A 21,046-nucleotide genomic window follows, 5' to 3' on the forward strand; every position below is an offset into this window, starting at 1 on the left:
CTTGTTACTATAGGCCGGCTCACGACTACTGCAGCTGTTGGGTGTAACATGAGACGAATCGCGCTTACCAACAAAAAATTACGTGGAATTCCGCGCCGTATCCGCACATTGGAGAAATGGGCATTAAGTTTCGAAGGATATATCCGGCCTAGATCTCACGAAATGGAGCGCTACTTCAATTGGAAAATACCCGTTCATCAGGCCCTTGTTCAGGGGCGCCAAACCAGCCTTGAAATTCAATCGCGATGCATTGCCCAGCTACTGAATGCAGCCAGCGCTCTTGCAGTGGCATCACGCGAAGCTTCGGGCGAGTACTGCCGAGTGGCCTGCCTCATTACATGGCCGTGGTTGCACCAAAGCGAAGTGACGGTTTTCTACGATAAAGACTATTATCTGAGCTTTCTCGGGAACGCCAACAGCCTAGCTCCAAGGCTTATCTCCGAGAAGCTCGCATTATCCTTGCCGTCCGGCTTTCTGGAGCATGGTCACAATGTAACTCAGCCGGATGATATTGTTCCCATAGAGTGGTGGTGCATTGGAGAGCCGATCTAATTGGCCCCAGCCCTGCAAATAGAGGTCTGCTCCCCGTTCTTTCCTCGTTTCATCCACTATGAGTGTTATATTTATAATAATTGATCGCTCTACTTAAGAGGAGTTTATGAAGTTAGCGGAAGCATTAACTGAAAGAGCGGAATTAAGTAGAAAAATTCAAGATTTGCGAGAGCGGATTATTAGAAATGCAAAGCACCAAGAAGGTGATAAGCCCGCCGAAGATCCCAGCGAATTGCTCAAAGAGTATGAAAAAGTTACCAAAGAGTTTATAAAATTAGTCGTTGCGATCAACAAGACTAACCAAACAATAATATTGAGTTGTGGAGAGCCAATGATAGATGCTCTGGCTAAAAGAGATGCTCTTAAGTTGCAGCACTCTCTTTATAAATCTTTGGCAACAGAGGCAACGCCTAACAGGTTGATGCATAACCTAGTGAACGATCCTGCGAGTTGATAGTCATAAATCCGTTCCTCAATCCCTTGTCCTGACAGCGATGCGCGGCCCACTCGATCCCCAGTCCTCGATGTTCCATTATTTCTCGCCGGAATCGCGCGTACCGGCCGATCATCCCCTGCGAAGGGTGAAGCAATTGGCCGATCGGGCGCTGAGTGCCATTTCGGCGGACCTGGATGCGCTGTACTCGAGTACCGGCCGCCCGTCGATTCCGCCTGAGCGCCTGCTCAAGGGGCAATTGCTGATCGCGCTGTACTCGATCCGGTCTGACCGGCAGTTCTGCGAACAACTGAACTACAACATCCTCTTTCGCTGGTTCCTCGACATGGACCTGGAGAGCGCAGGCCTGGACCAGTCGAATTTCAGCCGCCTGCGCGAACGCCTGGTGGCGACTGATATCGCCCGCCGCTTCTTTGACGAGGTGGTGAGCCTGGCGCGCCGGCAACATTTGCTGTCCTCGGATCACCTCACTTGTCGACGGCACGCTCATCGAAGCCTGGGCCTCGTTCAAGAGTTTCAAGCGCAAGGACGGCGAGCCGCCGAAAGACGGTGGTGATGGCACGGGGATGGTCAATTTCAAAGGTGAGAAGCGTTCGAACGCCACACACCAGAGCAGCACTGATCCTGACGCACGGCTCATGCGAAAGGGTAACGGCCAGCCTGCCAGGCTCAGCTACGGCGGGCATGTGCTCATGGAGAACCGTCATGGCCTGTGTGTCGACATCCTGATCACGGAATCGACGCAGGCCGAGCACCGTGCTGCACGCACGATGCTCACCCGCGCCCGCCGACGGCGTATCCACCCCAAGAGTCTGGCGGCCGACAAGGGTTACCACATCAAGGATTTCGTGGCGCACCTGCGCGCGCATCGTATCCGGCCGCACATTGCTCGAATCGACCATCGCTGCACGCCTGGACTCGATGGGCGCACGACGCGAACCGAGGGCTATCGGATCAGCCAACGCAAGCGAAAGCGGGTGGAGGAAATCTTCGGCTGGCTCAAGACGGTCGGTGGGTTGCGCAAGACGCGATTCATCGGGCAGGCGAAGACGCAAATGGCGGCCTTCATTTCTGGCGCAGCCTACAACTTGTTGAGAATCGCGAAATTGGGAAATGCGGGAGGAACGGCGTGAGTCGGGCAAACGAACCAGGGGCTGATCGGTCTCGGAACGTCCATGCCGGCAATGTGGGTCGCATTGAAAGCCCCATTCTCTCGACGAAGTCCCTGTGAAGATCAATTTGAACCCCTGGGTTAGTCCGGTGTTCAGCTCTTTTGCATCAGCCTGCTAAGCAAGACAGGTATTCGAAAAGCGAAATAAAATTTGTTAGTTCTGTGGATGTGGCCGACATTCAAAAGAAAGCGGATAAAATTGGAAAGTCATGCCGCGAACTGGATGGTGAAATACAGCAGGCCAACTGGTTAAACAATCTTGTGGAATAAGGGATTAGGTAGCTTCGGTAATAAGGTGAGCACAACCCGCCAACTGGGTTAAGTTGGATTCATGGTGGGATGAAAGGCCGTCCCTAGGGTTCGACTCCCTTGCCACATTTAATGCCTGTGTATCGTCACAAGTGTAATGTGTAAATAGTAACGTAACTACCACGTGCTGATTATTGCTGAAGTGAGGGTGGGTTAGGGGATTCTTATTCCAAGGGATGGTAATAAAAAAGAAAGCAAGTTGAGGCCACTCATCTGCCGGCCCGTTCCGACTACTACAGCCATGGGGTGTCATGATCTCCAGTCAGTACATCATTCGAGTGGAGCTGCAGCGTGAGAAGGTCGAGTCCTTTGAGGAATACCCGTTTAGTCTCGCCGCAGTCAGATCTCTGGAGCGAATTGATCTGCACCCCAAAATAACATTCTTTGTAGGTGAGAACGGATCTGGGAAATCAACTCTGCTGGAGGCTATCGCCGTGTCCATGGGGTTTAATCCGGAAGGTGGGACAAAGAACTTTCGGTTCAGAACCCGGGCGTCTCACTCTGTGTTGAACGAGTATTTGCGTGTAGCCAAGGGGGTGAGGCGTCCAAGAGATGGATTCTTCCTCCGGGCGGAGAGTTTCTTCAATGTTGCAACAGAGATTGAGAACCTTGACGCTGAACCGAGTTTTGGGCCGCCCGTCATCAGCTACTACGGCGGCAAGTCGCTTCATGAACAATCACACGGAGAATCCTTCTTTGCGTTGCTCATGAACCGGTTCGGTGAAAACGGTGTGTATCTGCTAGATGAGCCAGAAGCGGCGCTATCGCCGCAGCGTCAATTGGCGGCGTTAGCGAGAATACATGATCTTGCCTGCTCTGAATCGCAGTTCATCATTGCAACTCATTCTCCAATACTGATGGCGTACCCTGATTCTTGCATCTATCAGTTCACGAGAGATGGAGTGTCCAGAGTCGAGTACAAGGAGACTGAGCATTTCAAGACTATGCAAGCGTTCATTACGAATCCTGAGCGCATGATAAGAATGCTACTTGAGAGCAAACAATGACGTCCAACATTTCCATCAACTTGCGCGAGCAGTTGGTGAGCGTGGCGTTGGCTTGGGAGCGAGCCTATGGCAACGCACCTCAGATCACCACAGTCCTCTCGGAATATGACGCTGCATGTCTAATCGGCTGCCCTACAGGTGCATACTCCTACGCCATGCAAGGGAGAACGGCCGTTCAAAAAGGTTACGATTTCGACTTCAATGGCGCACGCTACCAAGTCAAAGGCAATCGTCCCAGTGGCAAGCGTGGCAGTGTCGTTACTTGGGTTCCTAAAGCTAAAAACTACGACTGGAACCACTTGATCTGGGTGCTCTATGACTCTCAGTACCGGATTCAAGAGGCATGGCAATGGGAGGTTTTGGCCTACAAAGACGCGTTTGACAATGTCAAACGGTTGTCACCAGCCCATCTTCGCCTTGGCAAGCAACTGGCGTAAATCTCCAATTGGATACTTACACTGGCCAGACCCCTAATTCCGCCAACTGTTTCGTCGCCGCCTCAGCCCAGCCACGATTCGCCGCCGGGCTGGCGGGACTTGGATGCAGCACACGACCAAACTTAATACCGGCCGTGTCGCTGAGCGCTTCCGTGGCACGCTTCTCGGCCCAGTTGCCAATCCCGATCACCCATTCCGGCTGCAAGGCATCGACCAGCGTGCGCAGATGGACGTCGCAGACAGCCAGCAGCGGGCGCTGCTCGGCTGCAAGCAGTTTGTCCGGCGTGAGATTGCGGCCGCCTTCGAAGAACATCAGCGGGCAGTAGTTGGCGACGAAGTGTTCGGCGAAGAAGGCTTCGGGCGTGCCGAAGCGTTCGCGGAACAGGCCCCACAGGCGTTGGCCGCTGACTTCGGAGCGGGTGCAGGCGAAGCCTTCGACCGGGCGCTTGGGGTTGGTTTCGCGCGGCTGGCCGACCGGGCCTTCCAGTTTCAGCCAGTCGCGGGCGCTGGCGATTTCGCCGAAGGGCACGCCGATCTGAGCCATGCCGAAGGGGCCGGGGTTCATGCCGACGAAGACCACGCGCTTTCTTCCTTCGCCGTAGCGCTCCAGGTAGCGGCGGTGCACTTCCCAGGCGTAGTCGAGCGGGTTGTAGACGTGGGTGACGGGCGCGGAGAAGCGCATCGCGTCGACTTCGGTCGACAGTTTGCGGGCGGCGTCGATGAGGATGGGGGTGGTGTGGGTGCTTGCAGTCATGGAGATCGGAACGGGAGGCCGGCAGAAGGGCGGAGTTTAGCGGACTGCCCATCGCTGCGTGCCATGGGCCGGCGATGGGAGCGGTGGCCGATTCAGAAGATCAGGAACTTCAGCAGATACAGCGTCGCCATGCCGGCGGCGATGGTCGCCAGCACGTTGCGTGTGCGCCAGGCGACGATGACGGCGGCCAGCGCGGCCCAGGGGCGGGGCGTGTCGAAGGCGAAGTGTACGTCGCCGCCCTGCACGAACAGTGCGCTGGCGGTCAGCGCAGCGAAGCTGGCCGGGGCGATGTGACGGCACAGCGCATGCAGCCAGCCCGGCAACGCGTGTTTGGCGAAGAAGCCGATCATCGCGTAGCGGTACAGGAAGGTCAGGATGCCGACGACGACCAGCAGGGCGAGCAGCGCGGGTGTGCTCATACTGCGGATCTCCGTTCCACGCGTTCGAGGCGGTGCACCGTCCATACGCCGGCGAGCAGGCCGAGCAGGATCGCCGCGACCAGGCCGAGCTTGTAGGGCAGGCCGGCGAAGGCCAGCGCCCCCAGGCCGGCGACCAGGGCCGCGGCGCGGCCGGCGCGTTCGCGCAGCAGCAGGGTGAGCAGGGCGATGAAGGTCAGCGGCACGGCGAAGTCCAGCTCCCACTCGGCGGGGATGGTGGCGCCGAACAGCAGCCCGGCAGCGGTGGAGAGCTGCCAGCCGGCCCACAGCGTGAAGCCGGCGCCGAGGAAATACCAGTGGCGCAGGTCTGGGCCGTCGCCGGCCCGGGCGGTGTCGGCTGCGCGGCGCTGGTAGCGTAGCACGGCCACGGCGTAGGCTTCGTCGGTCAGCAAATAGGCCAGCAGCAGGCGCCAGCGACGGGGCAGGTGGCGGACGTATTCGGCCATCGACGCGCTGTACAGCACGTGGCGCAGGTTGAGCAGGCCGGATGTCAGCGTGATCGGCAGCGCACCGGCGCCGGCCGTCAGCATCTGCACGATGACGAGCTGGGCCGCGCCGGCGAAGACCACGGCCGAGGCCAGTTGTGCGATCCAGGCCGGTACGCCGGCGGCGAGTGCGGCGATGCCGTAGATCATGCCGAAGGGGACGACGCCCAGCAGCAGCGGCGCTTCGTCGCGGCAGCCGGCGAGGAATTCGCCGCCCGCGCTTGTTGCCTTTCCTGCCATCAGTCGTCCATCGCCGGATCGACTTTCGGTCGCCCCAGGCGCTGGAGCGCGTCGCGCAGCCACCACACCATGACCACGCCGGGCACGGCGACGACGATCGAGAAGATGAAGAAGGCCGGCCAGCCGATGCTTTGCGACAGCACGCCCGACAGTGGGCTGACGTAGATGCGGCCGACCGCGGCGAAGGCCGACAGCATGGCGTAGTGGGTGGCGCTGAAATGCTGGTTGCACAGGCCCATCAGCAGCGCGACGAAGGCCACCGTGCCCATGCCGCCGCTGATGTTCTCGCCGGCGATCACCGCCAGCAGCAGCAGGTCGAGCGCGGCGGGGGCGTCCAGCGAGACGATGCCCCAGTCGAAGGCCGGCACCATCACCGCGCCCCAGGCGTCCTTGCCGAGCTGCGCCAGCAGGTAGAAGCCGAAGTTCGACACCAGCTGCAGCACGCCGAACAGCAGCAGCGAGCGGTACAGCGCCAGCCGCGTCATGATCAGGCCGCCGATGAAGGCGCCGAGGATGGTCAGCCAGATGCCGATGACCTTGTTGGCGATGCCGACTTCTTCCTGCGAGAAGCCCATGCCCTTGATCAGGAAGGGCGTGGTCAGGCTGCCGGCGAAGGCGTCGCCGAGCTTGTACAGGATGATCAGGGCCAGGAAGGCGGCCGCGCCCTGCTGGGCGAAGTAGCTCGACAGCGAGCGGTTCAGGGTTTCGAAGCCGGCACGGCGTGCCGCCCACCAGGCCAGCGGCAGCGCCAGCGCGATCTCCGCGAGGACGAACAGCAGCTGGATCCAGCGGTTTGCGTCGTCGGGGTCGAGCCCGAGCAGGATCAGCGCCTGGCGGGCGATCCAGTAGCCGGCGGCGACGCCGCACAGCATCGCGGCGAAGCCGATCAGTTCGCGTTTGGGATCGGAATCGAGCGGCTTCAGCGCCGCCGATACCCGCGGCAGCGCCAGCAGCGAGACGATGCCGCAGCCCAGCATCAGCAGCGACATGGTCTGGTACACCCGCGGCCACGAGGCCCACTGCCCGGCCCAGATCAGCGCGATGCCGCCGGACAGGATCATCGCCAGGCGATAGGCGAAGACGTGCACCGAGGCGCCCAGGCCGCGTTCGTCCTCGGGCAGCAGGTCGGTGCGGTAGGCGTCGACGACCACGTCCTGCGAGGCCGACAGGAAGGCGACCAGCACCGCGGCGGCGGCGAACAGGCCGGGGGTGGTGGTCGGCGACAGGCTCGCCATCCACCACAGCAGGGCGGCGAGCGCGAACTGGGTCAGCGCCAGCCAGCCGCGGCGGCGGCCGAGCCAGGGCGGCTCGAAGCGGTCCATCAGCGGTGCCCACAGGAACTTGAAGGTGTAGGGCACGCCGACCAGGCCGAAGAAGCCGATGGTGGCGAGATCGACGCCGTCGACCGTCAGCCAGGCCTGCATCGCCTGGCCGGTCAGCGCCAGCGGCAGGCCGGAGGCGAATCCGAGCACCAGGATGGCGGACAGGCGCCAGCTGCGGGCGAGAGCGAGGGGATGAGAGGCGGGCAAGAGGCGTGGGCGGGCAGCGTGGCGGGACGGCGCATTATCGCAGATCGGCAAGGCCTCGCCGGCAGATACGGAGCGGTATGGGGAGTCACACAATTCGATACGTTGCTTGCGTCCGCGGGCGGATGCCTCAACAATGCCGCCATTCAGCCGAGTTCGGCTGCAGAATTTCCAGCTTCGAGGAGGGAGTCCTTCATGTCGTACACAGTGACCGTGGTATTCGGCGGCAACCGCGAGTACGAATTTGCGCTGCATGAATCCGCAGTGGCGGGCACGACCAAGGAACAGGCGCGCAGCTGGCTGGCGCAGGAATTTGAGGAGCTCGAATGCACCCCGTCCAACCCGATGGGCAAGGTGCTGGTGCTGGACATGGTCCTCAACGTCGCCAAGTACGGCGGCGAGAGCCGCTTCGAGCAGGCCACCGAGTGGGCGAAGAAGTTCGCGCTGGTGACGGCGGCTGCGCTCGATCGCCCGGCGATCCGCGTCGACGTGGCGGGTTTCACCGTCGGTTGATCCCTGCTGCCCGGGGCCGCCAGTCGATGAACGGTGGCGGCAGGGCGGTCAACGGTCCGGATGGGGCGGGTAGGGCGTAGCGAACCCATCATGCCGGGCCACAGGCGCACCGCGGGCCTTTTTTGAAGTGGCGGGTTTCGCCTTCGGCTCTACCCACCCTGCCGATTCAAACGGCCTATGCAGGAACCGGGCTGATCGGCCGGCCCGGCCTAGGCGGCCCGGCCCAGCCGATACACCGCCACGCTGGCGAGGAAGTTCGGCTCTTCCAGCACCAGCTTGCCTTCGTCGAAAGCCAGTCGTTCGCGTACCGCGATGCCGTTCATCTCGCACAGCACGTCGAAGTCGGCGATGGTGAAGAAGCGCACGTTGGGGGTGTTGAACCACTGGTGCGGCAGGCTCTCGGACACCGGCATGCGGCCGTTGAGGATGCTCTGGCGGTGCCGCCAGTAGCCGAAGTTCGGGAAGCTCACCACCGCCTCGCGGCCGACGCGCAGCATCTCGTGCAGGATGCCCTGGGTGTTGTGCATGGCCTGCAGCGACAGGCTCATGATGACGTGGTCGAAGAAGCCGTCCTCCAGGCCGACGAGGCCTTTCTCCAGGTCCATCTGGATCACGTTGATGCCGTTCCTGACGCTCGCCTGCAGCTTGTCGGGGTCGTTCTCGACGCCGTAGCCCTGGACCTGGCGCACTTCCACCAGATGCCGGAGCAGGGTGCCGTCGCCGCAGCCGAGGTCGAGCACTTTTTCGCCGGGCTCGATCCATTGCGCGATCACTTCATGGTCGTAACGATAGGCGGTCATGTCATACCTCGATGCGGTCGAACCAGGCCGACAGCAGCGCGTGGTAGCGCGCTTCGTCGAGCAGGAATGAGTCGTGGCCGGCGGGGCAGTCGATGTCCGCGTAGCTGACGTTGCGCTTGTTGTGCAGCAGCGCATAGACGATTTCGCGCGAGCGTTCGGGCGAGAAGCGCCAGTCGGTGGTGAAGGAGATCACCAGGAAGTCGGCGCTGGCGCGCGCCAGCGCGGCCGGCAGGCTGCCGCCGTAGTCGAAGGCGGGGTCGAAGTAGTCCAGCGCCTTGGTCGTCAGCAGGTAGGTGTTGGCGTCGAAGTAGCCGGCGAACTTGTCGCCCTGGTAGCGCAGGTAGGACTCGATCTCGAACTCGACGTCGTAGCTGTAGGTGTTGCGGCCGTGGCGCAGGCTGCGGCCGAATTTCTCCGCCATCGAATCGTCGGACAGGTAGGTGATGTGGCCCACCATGCGCGCCAGCTTGAGGCCGCGCGCCGGCACCACGCCGTGCTCGTAGTAGTGGCCGCCGTGGAACTCGGGGTCGGTCAGGATGGCCTGGCGCGCGACTTCGTTGAAGGCGATGTTCTGCGCGGTGAGCTTGGGCGCGGCGGCGATCACGGCGACGTGGCCGACGCGTTCGGGGAACTGCAGCGACCACGACAGCGCCTGCATGCCGCCCAGGCTGCCGCCGACGACCGCGGCGAAGCGTGCTATGCCGAGCCGGTCGGCCAGCCGCGCCTGCGATTCGACCCAGTCCTCGACGGTGACGAAGGGGAAGTCGGCGCCCCACAGCTTGCCGGTGGCCGGATTGGTCTGGTTGGGGCCGGACGAGCCGTAGCAGCCGCCGAGGTTGTTCACCCCGATGACGAAGAACTTGCGCGTGTCCAGCGGCTTGCCCGGGCCGATCAGGTTGTCCCACCAGCCGACGTTGTGCGGATCGTCCGCATAGTGGCCGGCGAGGTGGTGCGAGCCCGACAACGCGTGGCAGACCAGCACCGCGTTGCTGCGCTCGGCGTTGAGCGTGCCGTAGGTCTCGTAGACCAGATGGTAGTTGTCGAGCTGCCCGCCGCTGCGCAGCTTGAGCGGCTCGGCGAAGTCCGCCCGCTGCGGTGCGACGACCCCGACGGATTGAGCTTGGATCATGTTCGTGCCGTTAAAAACGAAAAACCCAGTCGGCTGAAGCAGCGGACTGGGTGCCCTCGCTTTAGCCGTATTTGTTGAGCGCCCGCAAGCTGTTGATCAAATCGGCGCTAGGTCCGGCGAACTTAGCGCCCGCCGCGGGAAAAGTCAAACCTCGCGGCATGATAAGATTTTCCTCCGCATCACCAATCGGTACCGTCATGATCCAGGTCATCGTCAATGGCCAGCCCCAAGCGCTGGCGCCCGGTCTCACCGTCCTCGGCCTGCTCGAAGCGCGCGGCCTCGTCGGCAAGCGCCTGGCGGTCGAGCGCAACGGCGACATCGTGCCCAAGGCGCGCCACGCCGAAGTGCAGCTCGCCGAGGGCGACCGGGTCGAGATCGTCGTCGCCGTCGGCGGCGGCTGAGCCCGACGCAGCTCAACCCCATCATCGAGAACAACACAGGCTTTCACACCATGAACGACCCCCTGGTCATCGCCGGCAAGTCCTACGGTTCGCGCCTGCTGGTCGGCACCGGCAAGTACAAGGATTTCACCGAGACCCGCGAGGCCATCGACGCCAGCGGCGCACAGATCGTCACCGTCGCCATCCGCCGCACCAACATCGGCCAGAACCCGGACGAACCCAATCTGCTCGACGTGCTGCCGCCGGACCGCTTCACCATCCTGCCCAATACCGCCGGCTGCTATACCGCCGACGACGCGGTGCGCACGCTGCGCCTGGCGCGCGAGCTGCTCGACGGCCACGCGCTGGTCAAGCTCGAAGTGCTGGGCGACCCGAGCAACCTGTTCCCCAACATGCCGGAGACGCTGAAGGCGGCCGAGATCCTGGTCAAGGACGGCTTCGACGTCATGGTCTACTGTGCCGACGACCCGATCCAGGCCCGCATGCTGGAAGACATCGGCTGCGCCGCGGTGATGCCGCTGGCCTCGCTGATCGGTTCCGGCATGGGCATCCTGAACCCGTGGAACCTGCGCCTGATCATCGACAACGCCAAGGTGCCGGTGCTGGTCGATGCCGGCGTCGGCACCGCGTCGGATGCCGCGATCGCGATGGAGCTGGGCTGCGACGGCGTGCTGATGAATACCGCCATCGCCGGCGCCGGCCAGCCGGTGCTGATGGCGAGCGCGATGAAGAAGGCGGTCGAGGCCGGCCGCGAGGCCTTCCTGGCCGGACGGATGCCGCGCAAGTTCTACTCGGCCGATCCCAGCTCGCCGACCCAGGGGCTGATCGGTTCATGAGCGAGGCAGGCGAAGTGCAGCACGACATGCAGCAAGCCGTGGCCGGTGTCGAGATCATCGGCCGCGACAGTCCCGAGCACCGCTTCTCCAGCCGCAGCATCCGCAGTTTCGTGCTGCGCCAGGGCCGCATGTCCGAAGCGCAGCAGCGCTACCTGGACGAGATGCTGCCGAAGATCGGCATCGACTACCGCATGGCGCCGCTCGACCTGGATGCCGCCTTCGGCCGCCAGGCACCGAAGATCCTCGAGATCGGCTTCGGCATGGGCGAGACCACGGCGAAGATCGCCGCGGCGATGCCCGGCCACGACTTTCTCGGCATCGAAGTGCATACGCCGGGTGTCGGCGCGCTGTGCAAGCTGATCGCCGAAGGCAATCTCGCCAACCTGCGCATCATGCAGCACGACGCCGTCGAGGTGATGCGCGACATGATCGCCGACGGCGCGCTGGCCGGCGTGCATGTGTTTTTCCCCGACCCCTGGCGCAAGAAACGCCACTTCAAGCGCCGCATCATCCAGCCGGATTTCGTCGCCCTGATCGCGCAAAAGCTGGCGCCGGGCGGCTACCTGCATTGCGCCACCGACTGGGAAGACTACGCGCACTGGATGCTCGAGGTGATTTCCGCCGAGCCCCTGCTGCACAATACTGCCGACGGCTTCGCGCCGCGGCCCGACTACCGGCCGCTGACCAAGTTCGAGAACCGCGGCCTGAAGCTGGGCCACGGCGTCTGGGACCTGGTGTTCCGCCGCCGCGCCGACTGAGGAGGGGCGTCCTGTGATCCGGGGCCTGTTCCGTTTCATCTTCGCCACGCTGCGGCTGTTCGTGCGCACGCTGGACTTCGTCGTGCGCGGGCTGTTCTACGCCATGCTGGTGTTCGGCGTCGGCATGATCGTGGCTTTCTTCTTCCGCCCCGAGCCCGAGATCCCGGCCGGCTCCGCGCTGCTGCTGCGTCCGGGCGGCGCCATCGTCGAGCAGGCGGTGTTCGACGGGCCCTTGGACCTCCTCGGCTCCGGCGGTACGCCCACCGGGCAGAACGTGCTCGCCGACCTGCTCGAAGCGGTCCGCCTGGCCAAGGACGACGGACGCATCAGCGCGCTGGTGATCGAAACCGACCAGTTGATGGCCGGCGGCTTCTCCAAGCTGGGCGAACTGCGCGACGCCATCCTCGACTTCAAGGCCTCGGGCAAGCCGGTGCTGGCGCGCGGCGAGCGCTTCACCCAGGGGCAGTACTACCTGGCGACGGCCGCCGACGAAGTGCACCTGTCGCCCGACGGCTTCGTGCTGCTGCACGGCCTGTCGCGCTACGGCGCCTATTTCAAGGATGCGCTCGACAAGCTGGGCGTGAAGATGCACGTCTTCCGCGTCGGCGAATACAAGTCCTTCTCCGAGCCCTTCACCCGCAACGACATGTCGGACGAGGATCGCGCCGCTTCGCGCGACCTGCTCGACGGCGTGTGGGCGATGCTGCGCGACGACGTCGCCGCGGCGCGCAAGCTGGCGCCGGAAGCGATCGACGCCCATGTGAACGACTATCGCGATGCGCTGGCGGCAGCCGGCGGCGACGGCGCGCTGGCGGCACGCAACGCCGGCCTGGTCGACCGCTTCAGCACGCGCGACGAATGGCGCGCACGCCTGATCGAGCGTGTCGGCACGAAGTCGCACAACAGTGATCCGCGCATGGTCGATATCGATCGTTACCTCGCCGTGGCGCGAAGCAAGCAGCCGCAGCATGGCGAGCAGGTGGCGGTGCTGGTGGCGCAGGGGGCGATCGTCGATGGCCGCGAGCCGGCCGGCGTGGTCGGCGGCGACACCTTTGCCGAACTGATCCGCGCCGTCCGCAACGATGACCAGGTCAAGGCCCTGGTGCTGCGCATCGACAGCCCGGGCGGCAGCGCCTGGGCGTCCGAAGTCATCCGCCGCGAACTCGAACTGACGCGCAAGGCCGGCAAGCCGGTCATCGCCTCGATGAGTTCGGTGGCGGCATCCGGCGGCTACTGGATCGCCGCCGGTGCCGACGAGATCTGGGCGGCGCCGGCGACCCTGACCGGCTCGATCGGCATCTTCGCGATGTTCCCGGAGTTCTCCGAACCCTTGCAGCGCCTCGGCATCAACATCGACGGCGTCGCCACCGCACCGCTCGCCGGTGCGCTCGATCCGCGCCGGCCGCTCAGCCCGGCCGCGGCCGAGGCGATGCAGCTCGGCATCGAGCACGGCTATCGCCGCTTCATCGACGTCGTCGCCAAGGCACGGGACATGAAGCAGGGCGAAGTCGAGACCGTCGCCCGCGGCCGGGTGTGGCTCGGTGCGGCGGCGAGCGAGCTGGGCCTGGTGGACCAGACCGGCGGCCTGGAGGCGGCAGTCGCCGCCGCCGCGGCGCACGCCGGCCTGGAGAACTACGACGTGGTGTGGCCGGAACCGGGCCAGTCGCTGCAGGAACGCCTGCTGCGCCGGCTGGCGGGCTTCGCCGGGCAGTTCGGCATCGAACTGCCCCAGGCCGCGCCTTCGCCGCTGCTTCGCCTGCTGGCCGAGGCGCAGGCGCCCGCGGTCGCCCTGCTGCAATGGAACGATCCGCAGCACCAGTACCTGCATTGCCTGTGCGAGGCGCCCTGAGGGCGCGCGCATGTGTCATCCATCCCGAGCGTGAACAAGGAGACCGCATGAGACTCAGCAGCCAGAGCTTTGCCGACGACAATCCCATTCCGGGCGAGTTTGCCTTCTGCATTCCGGCCGACGAGGGCCATGTGTGCCTGGGCGGCAACCACAATCCGCAGCTGGAGTGGCGGGACGTGCCCGATGGCACGCAGTCCTTCGTGCTGATCTGCCACGACCCCGACGTGCCGAGCAGGGGCGACGACGTGAACCAGGAAGGGCGCACGGTGCCGGCCGACCTGCCGCGGGTGGATTTCTTCCACTGGGTGCTGGTCGATCTGCCGCCCGACCTGCGCTCCATCGATGCCGGCCAGTTCTCCAACGAGGTGACGCCCGGCGGCAAGCAAGGGCCCGACGCTTCGCTCGGCGCCCGCCACGGCGTCAATGACTACACCGCCTGGTTCGCCGGCGACGAATCGATGAAGGGCGACTACTACGGCTACGACGGCCCCTGCCCGCCGTGGAACGACGAACTGGTGCACCACTACGTATTCACGCTGTATGCGCTGGACGTGGCCAACTGCCCGGTCGACGGCCGCTTCAGCGGCCAGGACGTGCGCGCGGCGATCGACGGCCACGTGCTGGCGGAGGCGCGCATCACCGGGACGTATACGCTGAATCCGTCGCTGCTCTGATGGTGTGCCGCGGGGGGCCTGATGGGGACTTCGTTCCGGGGCTGCGGAACTCGCCCTCCGGGCTCGGACAGTCCTCGTCCCTCCACGAAGTCCCCGCCAGGCCAGTGCCGTTTCGGCGGCGGGGGCTGATCAGTCTTCCAGAAACACCTGCAGCAAGTCGTTCAGAAACCGCTGCCCGCGCGCACTGGGCCTGATGCGGTCGCTGCCCGTTTCCAATAGCCCCTGTTCCTGCGCCGATCGCAGCTTGCCGCCGATCGCCTCCAGCGGAATGCCGGTGCGCGCGGCGAACAGCTTGGCCGGCACGCCATCAGTCAGGCGCAGCGCGTTCATCATGAATTCGAAGGGCAGCTCCGCCACCGCGACTTCGCGGGCTTCCTGGACGAAATCGCCGCGCGCCGCGCCTTCCAGGTAGCGCGCCGGGTGCTTGTGGCGCATCTCGCGGCGGATGCCCTCGTGGCTGGACAGCTTGCCGTGGGCGCCGGGGCCGATGCCGAGGTAGTCGCCGAAAGTCCAGTAGTTGAGGTTGTGCCGGCTCTGGCCGTGCGGGCGGGCAAAGGCGGAGGTTTCGTAGTGCGCGAAGCCGGCCGCGGCGAGGCGCGTCTCGATCGCTTCCTGCATGTCGGCGGCGCTGTCGTCGTCGGGCAGCGATGGAGGGTCGTGGGCGAACGGGGTGTTCGGCTCCAGCGTCAGGTGGTAACAGGACAGGTGCTCGGTGCCGAAGCCGAGCGCGGTGTTCAGGTCGGCCAGCGCCTGCTCCAGGGTCTGGCCGGGCAGGGCGTACATCAGGTCGAGATTCACGCGCTCGAAATACGTGGCGGCGGCCTCGATCGCGCGCTTTGCCTCGTCGCCGCCGTGGATGCGGCCGATCCTCGTCAGCATGGCGTCGTCGAAGCTCTGGATGCCGAGCGAGATGCGATTGACGCCGGCAGCGCGGTAGTCGCGGAAGCGCTCGGCTTCGACGGTGCCGGGGTTGGCTTCGAGGGTGATCTCGGCCAGCGGGTCGAGTTGCAGCAGCATGCGGACATTGGTGAGCAGGGCGTCGAGCGCGCGCGCCGACATCAGGCTGGGCGTGCCGCCGCCGATGAAGATGCTGTGCACCCGCCGGCCCCAGACCTGCGGCAGCGCGTGCTGCAGGTCGGCGAGCACGGCGTCGAGCCAGGCCTGTTCCGGAATGCCGTTGTCGCGTGGTGTGTGCGAGTTGAAGTCGCAATAAGGGCACTTGCGCACGCACCAGGGGAAATGCACGTACAGCGCCAGCGGCGGCGGGGCATCGAGTTGCGGGCGCTGCGGCAGCGGCACGGTGCGCGCCGCCGGGGCGGGGGTGAGCGGGATGATGCGACGGGTCACGGCAGGGTCCAGGGCCGGGCGGAGCGGGGCGGCGCCGGACTGCGCGCCTGGCCCGCCCGGCGGCTTACAGCGGGTGTGATTCGAGGCGGGCGAGCAGGTGGCGCATGGCCGCGCCGCGGTGGCTGAGGGTGTTCTTCAACGCGGCGTCGAGTTCGGCGGCGGTCTGTTCGAGTTCGGGCAGCCAGAACAGCGGGTCGTAGCCGAAGCCGCCTTCGCCGCGCTCGGCGCTGAGGATCTGGCCGTGCCATTCGCCGTCGGCGATCAGCGGCTGCGGATCGTCGGCGTGGCGCACCAGCACCACCACCGAGCAGAAATAGGCGCTGCGCTGTTCCGGATCGGGGAAGGCGGCCAGCTTTTCCAGCAGCAGGGCGTTGTTGCGCGCGTCGGATTTCGGCTCGCCGGCGAAGCGGGCCGACTGTACGCCGGGTGCGCCGGCCAGCGCCGCGACGCACAGGCCGGAATCGTCGGCCACCGCCGGCAGGCCGGTGGCCGCGGCGGCGTGGCGGGCCTTGGCGAGCGCGTTCTCGACGAAGGTCAGGTGCGGCTCTTCGGCCTCGCCGACGCCCAGCGCGCTCTGCGGGATGATCTCGATGCCCAGCGGCGTGAGCAGGGCCTGCATTTCGGCCGCCTTCTTGGCGTTGTTGCTCGCCAGTACCAGTCGTTTGCTCATGTCGGGTTCCTCGTGTCGGCGCCATGAGTTGTGGCGTCACTTAGGGCGGCGCGCTGCAGTTCGACCAGGCGGCGGATGCCGCCTTCGGCGAGGTCGAGCAGGGCGTTCAGCTCGGCGCGCGAGAAGGCCGCGCCTTCGGCCGTGCCCTGCACCTCGATCAAGCCGCCGCTTTCGGTCATGACCACGTTCATGTCGGTGTCGCAGTCCGAGTCTTCAGCGTAGTCCAGGTCGAGCACCGGCGTGCCCTGGTGGATGCCGACCGACACCGCGGCGACGAATTCGCGCATCGGGCTGCGCGCCAGCTTGCCGGCGGCGACCAGGCCGCCGATGGCGTCGTGCACCGCGACGCAGGCGCCGGTGATGGCGGCGGTGCGGGTGCCGCCGTCGGCCTGCAGCACGTCGCAGTCGATGATGATCTGGCGCTCGCCGAGCGCGGCGAGGTCGACCACCGCGCGCAGGCTGCGGCCGATCAGGCGCTGGATCTCCTGCGTGCGGCCGGTCTGCTTGCCCCTGGCCGCTTCGCGCGCGCCGCGGGTGTGGGTGGCGCGCGGCAGCATGCCGTATTCGGCGGTCAGCCAGCCCTGGCCCTTGCCGCGCAGGAAGCCCGGCACGCTGTCTTCGACGCTGGCGGTGCACAGCACGCGGGTGGCGCCGAATTCGACCAGCACCGAGCCTTCGGCGTGGCAGGTGAAGCCGCGGACGAGGCGGACCTTGCGGAGTTCTTCGGGTTTGCGCTGGCTGGGTCGCATGGGGATGTCCTGTAGCTATCGTTTGTCGAATTTGTGGATGGCGGCGTTGATCTCGCGGATCGCGCGTTCGATCTCGTCCTCGTCGAGGTCGACGAGGCGGCCGCTGCCGCGGCTGGAAAGCTCCATCTCGGTGGCGAAGTCGTCGAGCGCCATGGTCTGTGTCGAAATGGCGTCGGGCTGCGCCGCGCCGGTGTCGTCGTGCCAGCACATGGCCACCAGCGACAGGTTGTCGGCCTTGTCGCCGCCGTGGAATTCGGCCCGGTCGAGCAACTGCGGCACGGCCTCGGCAAGCGGCTTGCCGTTCAGGCCGAAGACGATGGTGTCGTCGTCGAGCGGCCCCCACACGCCGTCGCTGCACAACGCGATGAGGTCGCCGTCCTTCAGTGCGCAGGGCTCCGAATAGTCGATCTGCGGCGCATGCGTGCCGCCGAGGCAGGAGTAGATGCGGTTGCGTCCGGGATGGGTGGAGGCTTCGGCGGCGTTGATGATGCCTTGTTCGAGCAGCAACTGCACGCGCGAATGGTCGCGCGTTTGTTGCAGGATGCGGCCGCGGCGCAGCAGGTAGAGGCGGGAGTCGCCCGCATGGGCCCACCAGGCCGTGCCATCCTGGATCACGCAGGCGACGATCGTCGTGCGCGGCGCCTCGGCGAGATGGCGGTCGAAGCTGTCGTCGAGGATGGCGTGGTGCGCGCCGGTCAGCGCGCGCGACAGGAAGTGCAGCGGATCGGTCAGCGCCGGATGGGCATCGCGCTGGAAGGCCTGGGTGATGTACTGCGCGGCGATGTGGGCCGCCAGTTCGCCGTGCTGATGTCCGCCCATGCCGTCGGCGACCAGCATCAGCAGCGCATCGCGCGAATAGCAGTAGGCGATGCGGTCCTGGTTGGCGGAGCGGCGGCCGATGCGGCTTTCCTGGTAGATGGTGAATCGCATGCTGCGCTCCTTCAACTGCGGCCGACGAAGGCCTTGAGCCGGCTGCCGAGATCGGTGAACCAGCGCGTGTGCGGCGTGGCCTCGGTCGTCGCCGTGGCTTTCTGCACCAGGGCCTTCTGCAGCGCATAGACGCTCTGCGGCCGCGCCAGCGGGTCGAGCTGCAGGCACCAGTCCACCAGCCCCAGCAATTGCGCGCTGTATTTCTCCGCATGCGTCCTGCTGAGCGGCTGCAGCGTGTCGTGCTTGACGCGCTCGTCCGCGCGCGGCGGCGCCTTGCCGACGATACAGGCGTGCAGCGCGGCGCCGACGCTGGGGACGTCGCTCCAGGGACCGAGCTGGTCGCGGCGGTCGTACTGCTCGGGGGCGGCGAAGCCGGGGGTGTACATGGGCTTGAGCACCGGCTGGTTGCTCGCCAGCGTCTGGCGCGAGGCGCCGAAGTCGAGCAGCACCGGCGTGCCGTCGGCGCGCAGGTAGATGTTGGAAGGCTTGATGTCCAGGTGCAGCAGCTTGTGCGCATGCACCTCGCGCAGGCCGTTCAGCATGCGCACGAACACCGTGCGGATGAAGGACTCCTTCAGTTCGCCGCGATGCTTCTGGATGATGTCGTGCAGCGTGCGGCCGCGCTCGAACTGCATCACCATGTACACCGTGCCGTTGGCGCGGAAAAAGTTCAGCACCCGGACCACGTTGGGATGCAGCAGCTTGGCCAGCGAGCGCCCTTCCTCAAAGAAGCACTTCATGCCGTAGCGAAAGGCGGGCAGATGCTCCTCCGACACCTGCGGCTCGATCTCGCCATCCTTGCGCAGCGCCAGCGAGTTGGGCAGGTACTCCTTGATCGCCACCGGCGTGCCGACTTCGTCGTGTGCCAGATACACGATCGAGAACCCGCCCAGCGACAACTGGCGGTCGATGCGGTACTGGTCGAGCTGGAAGCCTGCGGGCAGCGCGCAGTTGGCTTGAGGCGGCATCTTCGTGGGCGCTAGAATCCGGGCTTTCCCAGCCTCTTTCCTGAGTGGGACCCGCAGTGTAATCCATCGCGCCGGGTTCCCGGAGACCCCCGATGATCCAAAGCATGACCGGCTTCGCGGTCCAGACCCGCGACCTGGGCAGCGTCAGCCTGCACCTCGAACTGCGCAGCGTGAATTCACGCTATCTCGACCTCGGCTTCCGCATCGTCGACGACCTGCGCCAGGCCGAACCCGCCATCCGCGAACGCATCAGCGCCCGCCTCGGCCGCGGCAAGGTCGAATGCCGCCTGAATCTGCAGGCCGGCCATAGCGCCCCGCGCAGCCTGGCGCTGAACGGCACGCTCGCCGACCAGCTCGCCGAAGCGCAAGCCACGCTGCGCGCGCGCTTCCCCGACGCCGCGCCGCTGTCGGTGAACGAACTGCTGCGCTGGCCCGGCATGCTCGCCGACGACAGCCTCGGCTTCGACGAACTGCTGCCGCACATCCGCACGCTGGCCGACGCAGCCCTCGACGAAATGATCGCCACCCGCCAGCGCGAAGGCGAAAAGCTCGCCGACGCCATCCGCGAGCGCGTCGCCCGCATGCGCGAACTGGTCGCCACCGCCTCGCCGCGCATGCCCGCCATCGTCGCCGAATACCAGGACCGTCTCACCGCCAAACTGCGCGACGCAGTCGCCAGCCTGGACGAAGACCGCATCCGCCAGGAAGTCGCCCTCTACGCTCAACGCATCGACGTTGCGGAGGAGCTGACTCGGTTGAGCACGCACCTCGACGAGGTCGAGCGCATCCTGAAAGCGCCCGGTGCGGCCGGCAAGCGGCTGGATTTTCTGATGCAGGAGCTCAATCGGGAGGCGAACACGTTGGCGTCGAAGTCGCCGGCGACCGATATCACGGGAATTGCGATGGAGATGAAGGTGTTGATCGAGCAGATGCGGGAGCAGGTGCAGAACATCGAGTGAGTTTTGGGGGCAGCTCAGGAGCGTACAGGCATCTCAAGGCAGCGCTATGTGCCATTCATCAGTGCATCCCGGGTGTCGGGAAGCTGGTCGCGACAGAGGTGCGGCCGTTGCATAGCGTCAGGGTGTTTTACTGGATTCTCAACGCCGGCTTGCCCACTGCGGTTAACGATGTGCTGCGTTATTCCTTCCGCACGTTCCTGTTTGCCGTGAAGTGTCGATGGATCGAGGCCAAGTAAGTCAATAGGAATAATGATTAGGTGACTCGTGCGTTCCCATTAGTTCAATGAAAAAGAGGTGAAGTGATCGGAGAAGCTGTGAAATGGAATGCAAATAACATCCCATCGGCCATTGCCGTGATCGGTCGGTAGGTGTTGGGCCACATCTTCAAGGTTCAAGATCGCCAAACAGGATACTGTGTTACTCAGATCCCATAGGTGTATATGGTAGTGCAGAAATGATTTTGCTGCTTCCCACTCGTGACGTGTCAAGTAGAACGATCCGCTCAAACCAAGTTGACTGGTCTTGACCTCGATACACACAGGCGTATGGTCTTCAGCATTTAGGCTGGACAGAACATCATATCCATCTTCGTTGCTGTCGAGTGCTACCCACTGTGGAGTGCGGCCCGTCCGCATTTCTTCATAGTGCAAAGTCAAACGCTCTCCGGTTCGGCCCGTTTCGTTCAATCGCATGCTGCGAAGACCACGCGCCTGGGCTGCTAAAGTGTCCCAGAACGCAACGACATCTGGTGTTGATACGTCTGTCAGTCCTGCTTCCCGACATATTTGGACGATTTCTGGTGGGGCGTATTGCAGCACGCGACGGCGGCCGAATCGTGCATTTTGTACCCAGGGCGGGGCCACAGCCGATACCATATCCACTAATGCTCCTCGCAACCTCTCTTCGGTGCGTGGCATTGTGTTGATTGCCTGCCCACGCAAACTAGGTGTCAGGAGTCCGGCGCTGTTTACTTCGGTCCACCCTAAAAGTATTGAGCAGTCGGTCACTCTCTTGGCACATACAACTCCGAGCTTGCCAAGGGCGCGAGCGGCGGTTATTGGCATAGGTTGCTGGTCGAGCAAGTGGAGTAA

At 64.5% G+C, this 21,046-nt stretch carries 24 protein-coding genes and 1 pseudogene; 13 read left to right on the forward strand and 12 right to left on the reverse strand.

All coding sequences use genetic code 11. The features are described 5' to 3' along the window. Nucleotides 1-48 precede the first annotated feature (48 nt). The 6 genes and pseudogenes from AAFL97_RS21830 to AAFL97_RS21850 all read left to right on the forward strand — a co-directional run bounded on the left by AAFL97_RS21830 (nucleotide 49) and on the right by AAFL97_RS21850 (nucleotide 3,930). Nucleotides 49-552, forward strand: coding sequence for a DUF3916 domain-containing protein (locus AAFL97_RS21830; protein ID WP_341646724.1), 504 nt, complete (start codon nucleotides 49-51; stop codon nucleotides 550-552). Between the two features lie 106 nt (nucleotides 553-658). Beyond that, entirely contained in the window at nucleotides 659-1,006 is a 348-nt protein-coding gene (locus AAFL97_RS21835) for a DIP1984 family protein (protein WP_341646725.1), read from the forward strand. A 40-nt stretch (nucleotides 1,007-1,046) separates the two neighbouring features. Continuing rightward, nucleotides 1,047-2,139, forward strand: a pseudogene (locus AAFL97_RS21840) (IS5 family transposase). 140 nt (nucleotides 2,140-2,279) lie between these two features. Further along, nucleotides 2,280-2,447 (forward strand): DIP1984 family protein, encoded by a 168-nt coding sequence (locus AAFL97_RS24810; RefSeq protein WP_445954517.1) that lies wholly within the window; start codon nucleotides 2,280-2,282, stop codon nucleotides 2,445-2,447. A 290-nt stretch (nucleotides 2,448-2,737) separates the two neighbouring features. Further along, nucleotides 2,738-3,493: an AAA family ATPase gene (locus AAFL97_RS21845; protein ID WP_341646726.1), complete on the forward strand. Its 756-nt coding sequence runs from the start codon at nucleotides 2,738-2,740 to the stop codon at nucleotides 3,491-3,493. Then, nucleotides 3,490-3,930: a hypothetical protein gene (locus AAFL97_RS21850; RefSeq protein WP_341646727.1), complete on the forward strand. Its 441-nt coding sequence runs from the start codon at nucleotides 3,490-3,492 to the stop codon at nucleotides 3,928-3,930. Before AAFL97_RS21845 ends, AAFL97_RS21850 begins: the two co-directional genes overlap by 4 nt. 16 nt (nucleotides 3,931-3,946) lie before the next feature. Here AAFL97_RS21850 and AAFL97_RS21855 read toward each other — a convergent pair whose 3' ends face one another. The 4 genes from AAFL97_RS21855 to AAFL97_RS21870 all read right to left on the reverse strand — a co-directional run bounded on the left by AAFL97_RS21855 (nucleotide 3,947) and on the right by AAFL97_RS21870 (nucleotide 7,375). Then, complete coding sequence (locus AAFL97_RS21855) at nucleotides 3,947-4,684, reverse strand: uracil-DNA glycosylase family protein (protein ID WP_341646728.1); 738 nt, start codon at nucleotides 4,682-4,684, stop codon at nucleotides 3,947-3,949. A gap of 92 nt (nucleotides 4,685-4,776) precedes the next feature. Beyond that, entirely contained in the window at nucleotides 4,777-5,103 is a 327-nt protein-coding gene (locus AAFL97_RS21860; RefSeq protein WP_341646729.1) for an AzlD domain-containing protein, read from the reverse strand. Then, nucleotides 5,100-5,846, reverse strand: a complete 747-nt coding sequence (locus AAFL97_RS21865; protein ID WP_341646730.1) for an AzlC family ABC transporter permease — start codon at nucleotides 5,844-5,846, stop codon at nucleotides 5,100-5,102. The genes AAFL97_RS21860 and AAFL97_RS21865 overlap by 4 nt, the downstream gene beginning before the upstream one ends. Further along, on the reverse strand, nucleotides 5,846-7,375 hold the full coding sequence (locus tag AAFL97_RS21870; RefSeq protein WP_341646731.1) for an AmpG family muropeptide MFS transporter: 1,530 nt from the start codon (nucleotides 7,373-7,375) through the stop codon (nucleotides 5,846-5,848). Before AAFL97_RS21870 ends, AAFL97_RS21865 begins: the two co-directional genes overlap by 1 nt. Nucleotides 7,376-7,567: 192 nt before the next feature. Between AAFL97_RS21870 and AAFL97_RS21875 the strand changes: the two genes are divergently transcribed. Continuing rightward, nucleotides 7,568-7,885 carry a hypothetical protein gene (locus AAFL97_RS21875; protein ID WP_263461063.1) on the forward strand — a complete coding sequence of 106 codons (318 nt, stop codon included), beginning with the start codon at nucleotides 7,568-7,570 and terminating at the stop codon, nucleotides 7,883-7,885. A gap of 209 nt (nucleotides 7,886-8,094) precedes the next feature. Here the strand turns inward: AAFL97_RS21875 and metW are convergent, their stop codons facing one another. Both metW and metX read right to left on the reverse strand, forming a co-directional pair. Further along, nucleotides 8,095-8,685: a methionine biosynthesis protein MetW gene (gene metW, locus AAFL97_RS21880; RefSeq protein WP_263461064.1), complete on the reverse strand. Its 591-nt coding sequence runs from the start codon at nucleotides 8,683-8,685 to the stop codon at nucleotides 8,095-8,097. Between the two features lies 1 nt (nucleotide 8,686). Next, nucleotides 8,687-9,814 (reverse strand): homoserine O-succinyltransferase MetX, encoded by a 1,128-nt coding sequence (metX, locus tag AAFL97_RS21885; RefSeq protein ID WP_341646732.1) that lies wholly within the window; start codon nucleotides 9,812-9,814, stop codon nucleotides 8,687-8,689. Between the two features lie 197 nt (nucleotides 9,815-10,011). Between metX and thiS the strand changes: the two genes are divergently transcribed. Genes thiS through AAFL97_RS21910 form a run of 5 tightly spaced genes read left to right on the forward strand, consistent with a single transcriptional unit; the run spans nucleotide 10,012 to nucleotide 14,332 of the window. Then, nucleotides 10,012-10,215 (forward strand): sulfur carrier protein ThiS, encoded by a 204-nt coding sequence (gene thiS, locus AAFL97_RS21890; RefSeq protein ID WP_068635707.1) that lies wholly within the window; start codon nucleotides 10,012-10,014, stop codon nucleotides 10,213-10,215. Between the two features lie 50 nt (nucleotides 10,216-10,265). Further along, nucleotides 10,266-11,051 (forward strand): thiazole synthase, encoded by a 786-nt coding sequence (locus AAFL97_RS21895; RefSeq protein WP_263461066.1) that lies wholly within the window; start codon nucleotides 10,266-10,268, stop codon nucleotides 11,049-11,051. Nucleotides 11,052-11,077: 26 nt separating this feature from the next. Continuing rightward, a complete protein-coding gene (gene trmB, locus AAFL97_RS21900) occupies nucleotides 11,078-11,809 on the forward strand; it encodes a tRNA (guanosine(46)-N7)-methyltransferase TrmB (RefSeq protein ID WP_445954548.1) in 732 nt (243 codons plus the stop codon). A gap of 13 nt (nucleotides 11,810-11,822) precedes the next feature. Next, nucleotides 11,823-13,658, forward strand: coding sequence for a signal peptide peptidase SppA (gene sppA, locus AAFL97_RS21905; RefSeq protein WP_341646734.1), 1,836 nt, complete (start codon nucleotides 11,823-11,825; stop codon nucleotides 13,656-13,658). A 47-nt stretch (nucleotides 13,659-13,705) separates the two neighbouring features. After that, entirely contained in the window at nucleotides 13,706-14,332 is a 627-nt protein-coding gene (locus AAFL97_RS21910; protein ID WP_341646735.1) for a YbhB/YbcL family Raf kinase inhibitor-like protein, read from the forward strand. Between the two features lie 129 nt (nucleotides 14,333-14,461). Here AAFL97_RS21910 and hemW read toward each other — a convergent pair whose 3' ends face one another. From hemW to AAFL97_RS21935, 5 genes are all read right to left on the reverse strand, one after another. Continuing rightward, nucleotides 14,462-15,679, reverse strand: coding sequence for a radical SAM family heme chaperone HemW (hemW, locus tag AAFL97_RS21915; protein WP_341646736.1), 1,218 nt, complete (start codon nucleotides 15,677-15,679; stop codon nucleotides 14,462-14,464). 64 nt (nucleotides 15,680-15,743) lie between these two features. Next, the gene (rdgB, locus tag AAFL97_RS21920) at nucleotides 15,744-16,349 is read right to left on the reverse strand and encodes an RdgB/HAM1 family non-canonical purine NTP pyrophosphatase (protein WP_341646737.1); all 606 of its coding nucleotides are present in this window, start codon (nucleotides 16,347-16,349) and stop codon (nucleotides 15,744-15,746) included. Beyond that, nucleotides 16,346-17,098 (reverse strand): ribonuclease PH, encoded by a 753-nt coding sequence (gene rph / locus AAFL97_RS21925; protein ID WP_341646738.1) that lies wholly within the window; start codon nucleotides 17,096-17,098, stop codon nucleotides 16,346-16,348. The genes rdgB and rph overlap by 4 nt, the downstream gene beginning before the upstream one ends. 15 nt (nucleotides 17,099-17,113) lie before the next feature. After that, nucleotides 17,114-18,028 (reverse strand): PP2C family protein-serine/threonine phosphatase, encoded by a 915-nt coding sequence (locus AAFL97_RS21930; protein ID WP_341646739.1) that lies wholly within the window; start codon nucleotides 18,026-18,028, stop codon nucleotides 17,114-17,116. Between the two features lie 11 nt (nucleotides 18,029-18,039). Then, the gene (locus AAFL97_RS21935) at nucleotides 18,040-18,996 is read right to left on the reverse strand and encodes a serine/threonine protein kinase (RefSeq protein ID WP_341646740.1); all 957 of its coding nucleotides are present in this window, start codon (nucleotides 18,994-18,996) and stop codon (nucleotides 18,040-18,042) included. A 92-nt stretch (nucleotides 18,997-19,088) separates the two neighbouring features. Here AAFL97_RS21935 and AAFL97_RS21940 point away from each other — a divergent pair, with 92 nt between their 5' ends. After that, entirely contained in the window at nucleotides 19,089-19,955 is an 867-nt protein-coding gene (locus AAFL97_RS21940) for a YicC/YloC family endoribonuclease (protein WP_341646741.1), read from the forward strand. A gap of 275 nt (nucleotides 19,956-20,230) precedes the next feature. On the opposite strand, the gene AAFL97_RS21945 is transcribed toward AAFL97_RS21940, so the two are convergent. Continuing rightward, nucleotides 20,231-21,037, reverse strand: a complete 807-nt coding sequence (locus tag AAFL97_RS21945; protein ID WP_341646742.1) for a protein NO VEIN domain-containing protein — start codon at nucleotides 21,035-21,037, stop codon at nucleotides 20,231-20,233. Nucleotides 21,038-21,046: the final 9 nt, after the last annotated feature.

Origin of the sequence: Thauera sp. SDU_THAU2, assembly GCF_038260575.1 — a bacterium.
In the GTDB taxonomy this organism is placed as follows: Bacteria; Pseudomonadota; Gammaproteobacteria; order Burkholderiales; family Rhodocyclaceae; genus Thauera.

Coding starts and splice junctions, on each gene's coding strand:
- AAFL97_RS21830 (WP_341646724.1), top strand. CDS start 49: ATGAGACGAATCGCGCTTACCAACAAAAAATTACGTGGAATTCCGCGC.
- AAFL97_RS21835 (WP_341646725.1), top strand. CDS start 659: ATGAAGTTAGCGGAAGCATTAACTGAAAGAGCGGAATTAAGTAGAAAA.
- AAFL97_RS21845 (WP_341646726.1), top strand. CDS start 2,738: ATGATCTCCAGTCAGTACATCATTCGAGTGGAGCTGCAGCGTGAGAAG.
- AAFL97_RS21850 (WP_341646727.1), top strand. CDS start 3,490: ATGACGTCCAACATTTCCATCAACTTGCGCGAGCAGTTGGTGAGCGTG.
- AAFL97_RS21855 (WP_341646728.1), bottom strand. CDS start 4,684: ATGACTGCAAGCACCCACACCACCCCCATCCTCATCGACGCCGCCCGC.
- AAFL97_RS21860 (WP_341646729.1), bottom strand. CDS start 5,103: ATGAGCACACCCGCGCTGCTCGCCCTGCTGGTCGTCGTCGGCATCCTG.
- AAFL97_RS21865 (WP_341646730.1), bottom strand. CDS start 5,846: ATGGCAGGAAAGGCAACAAGCGCGGGCGGCGAATTCCTCGCCGGCTGC.
- AAFL97_RS21875 (WP_263461063.1), top strand. CDS start 7,568: ATGTCGTACACAGTGACCGTGGTATTCGGCGGCAACCGCGAGTACGAA.
- metW (WP_263461064.1), bottom strand. CDS start 8,685: ATGACCGCCTATCGTTACGACCATGAAGTGATCGCGCAATGGATCGAG.
- metX (WP_341646732.1), bottom strand. CDS start 9,814: ATGATCCAAGCTCAATCCGTCGGGGTCGTCGCACCGCAGCGGGCGGAC.
- thiS (WP_068635707.1), top strand. CDS start 10,012: ATGATCCAGGTCATCGTCAATGGCCAGCCCCAAGCGCTGGCGCCCGGT.
- AAFL97_RS21895 (WP_263461066.1), top strand. CDS start 10,266: ATGAACGACCCCCTGGTCATCGCCGGCAAGTCCTACGGTTCGCGCCTG.
- trmB (WP_445954548.1), top strand. CDS start 11,078: ATGCAGCAAGCCGTGGCCGGTGTCGAGATCATCGGCCGCGACAGTCCC.
- AAFL97_RS21910 (WP_341646735.1), top strand. CDS start 13,706: ATGAGACTCAGCAGCCAGAGCTTTGCCGACGACAATCCCATTCCGGGC.
- rdgB (WP_341646737.1), bottom strand. CDS start 16,349: ATGAGCAAACGACTGGTACTGGCGAGCAACAACGCCAAGAAGGCGGCC.
- rph (WP_341646738.1), bottom strand. CDS start 17,098: ATGCGACCCAGCCAGCGCAAACCCGAAGAACTCCGCAAGGTCCGCCTC.
- AAFL97_RS21930 (WP_341646739.1), bottom strand. CDS start 18,028: ATGCGATTCACCATCTACCAGGAAAGCCGCATCGGCCGCCGCTCCGCC.
- AAFL97_RS21935 (WP_341646740.1), bottom strand. CDS start 18,996: ATGCCGCCTCAAGCCAACTGCGCGCTGCCCGCAGGCTTCCAGCTCGAC.
- AAFL97_RS21940 (WP_341646741.1), top strand. CDS start 19,089: ATGATCCAAAGCATGACCGGCTTCGCGGTCCAGACCCGCGACCTGGGC.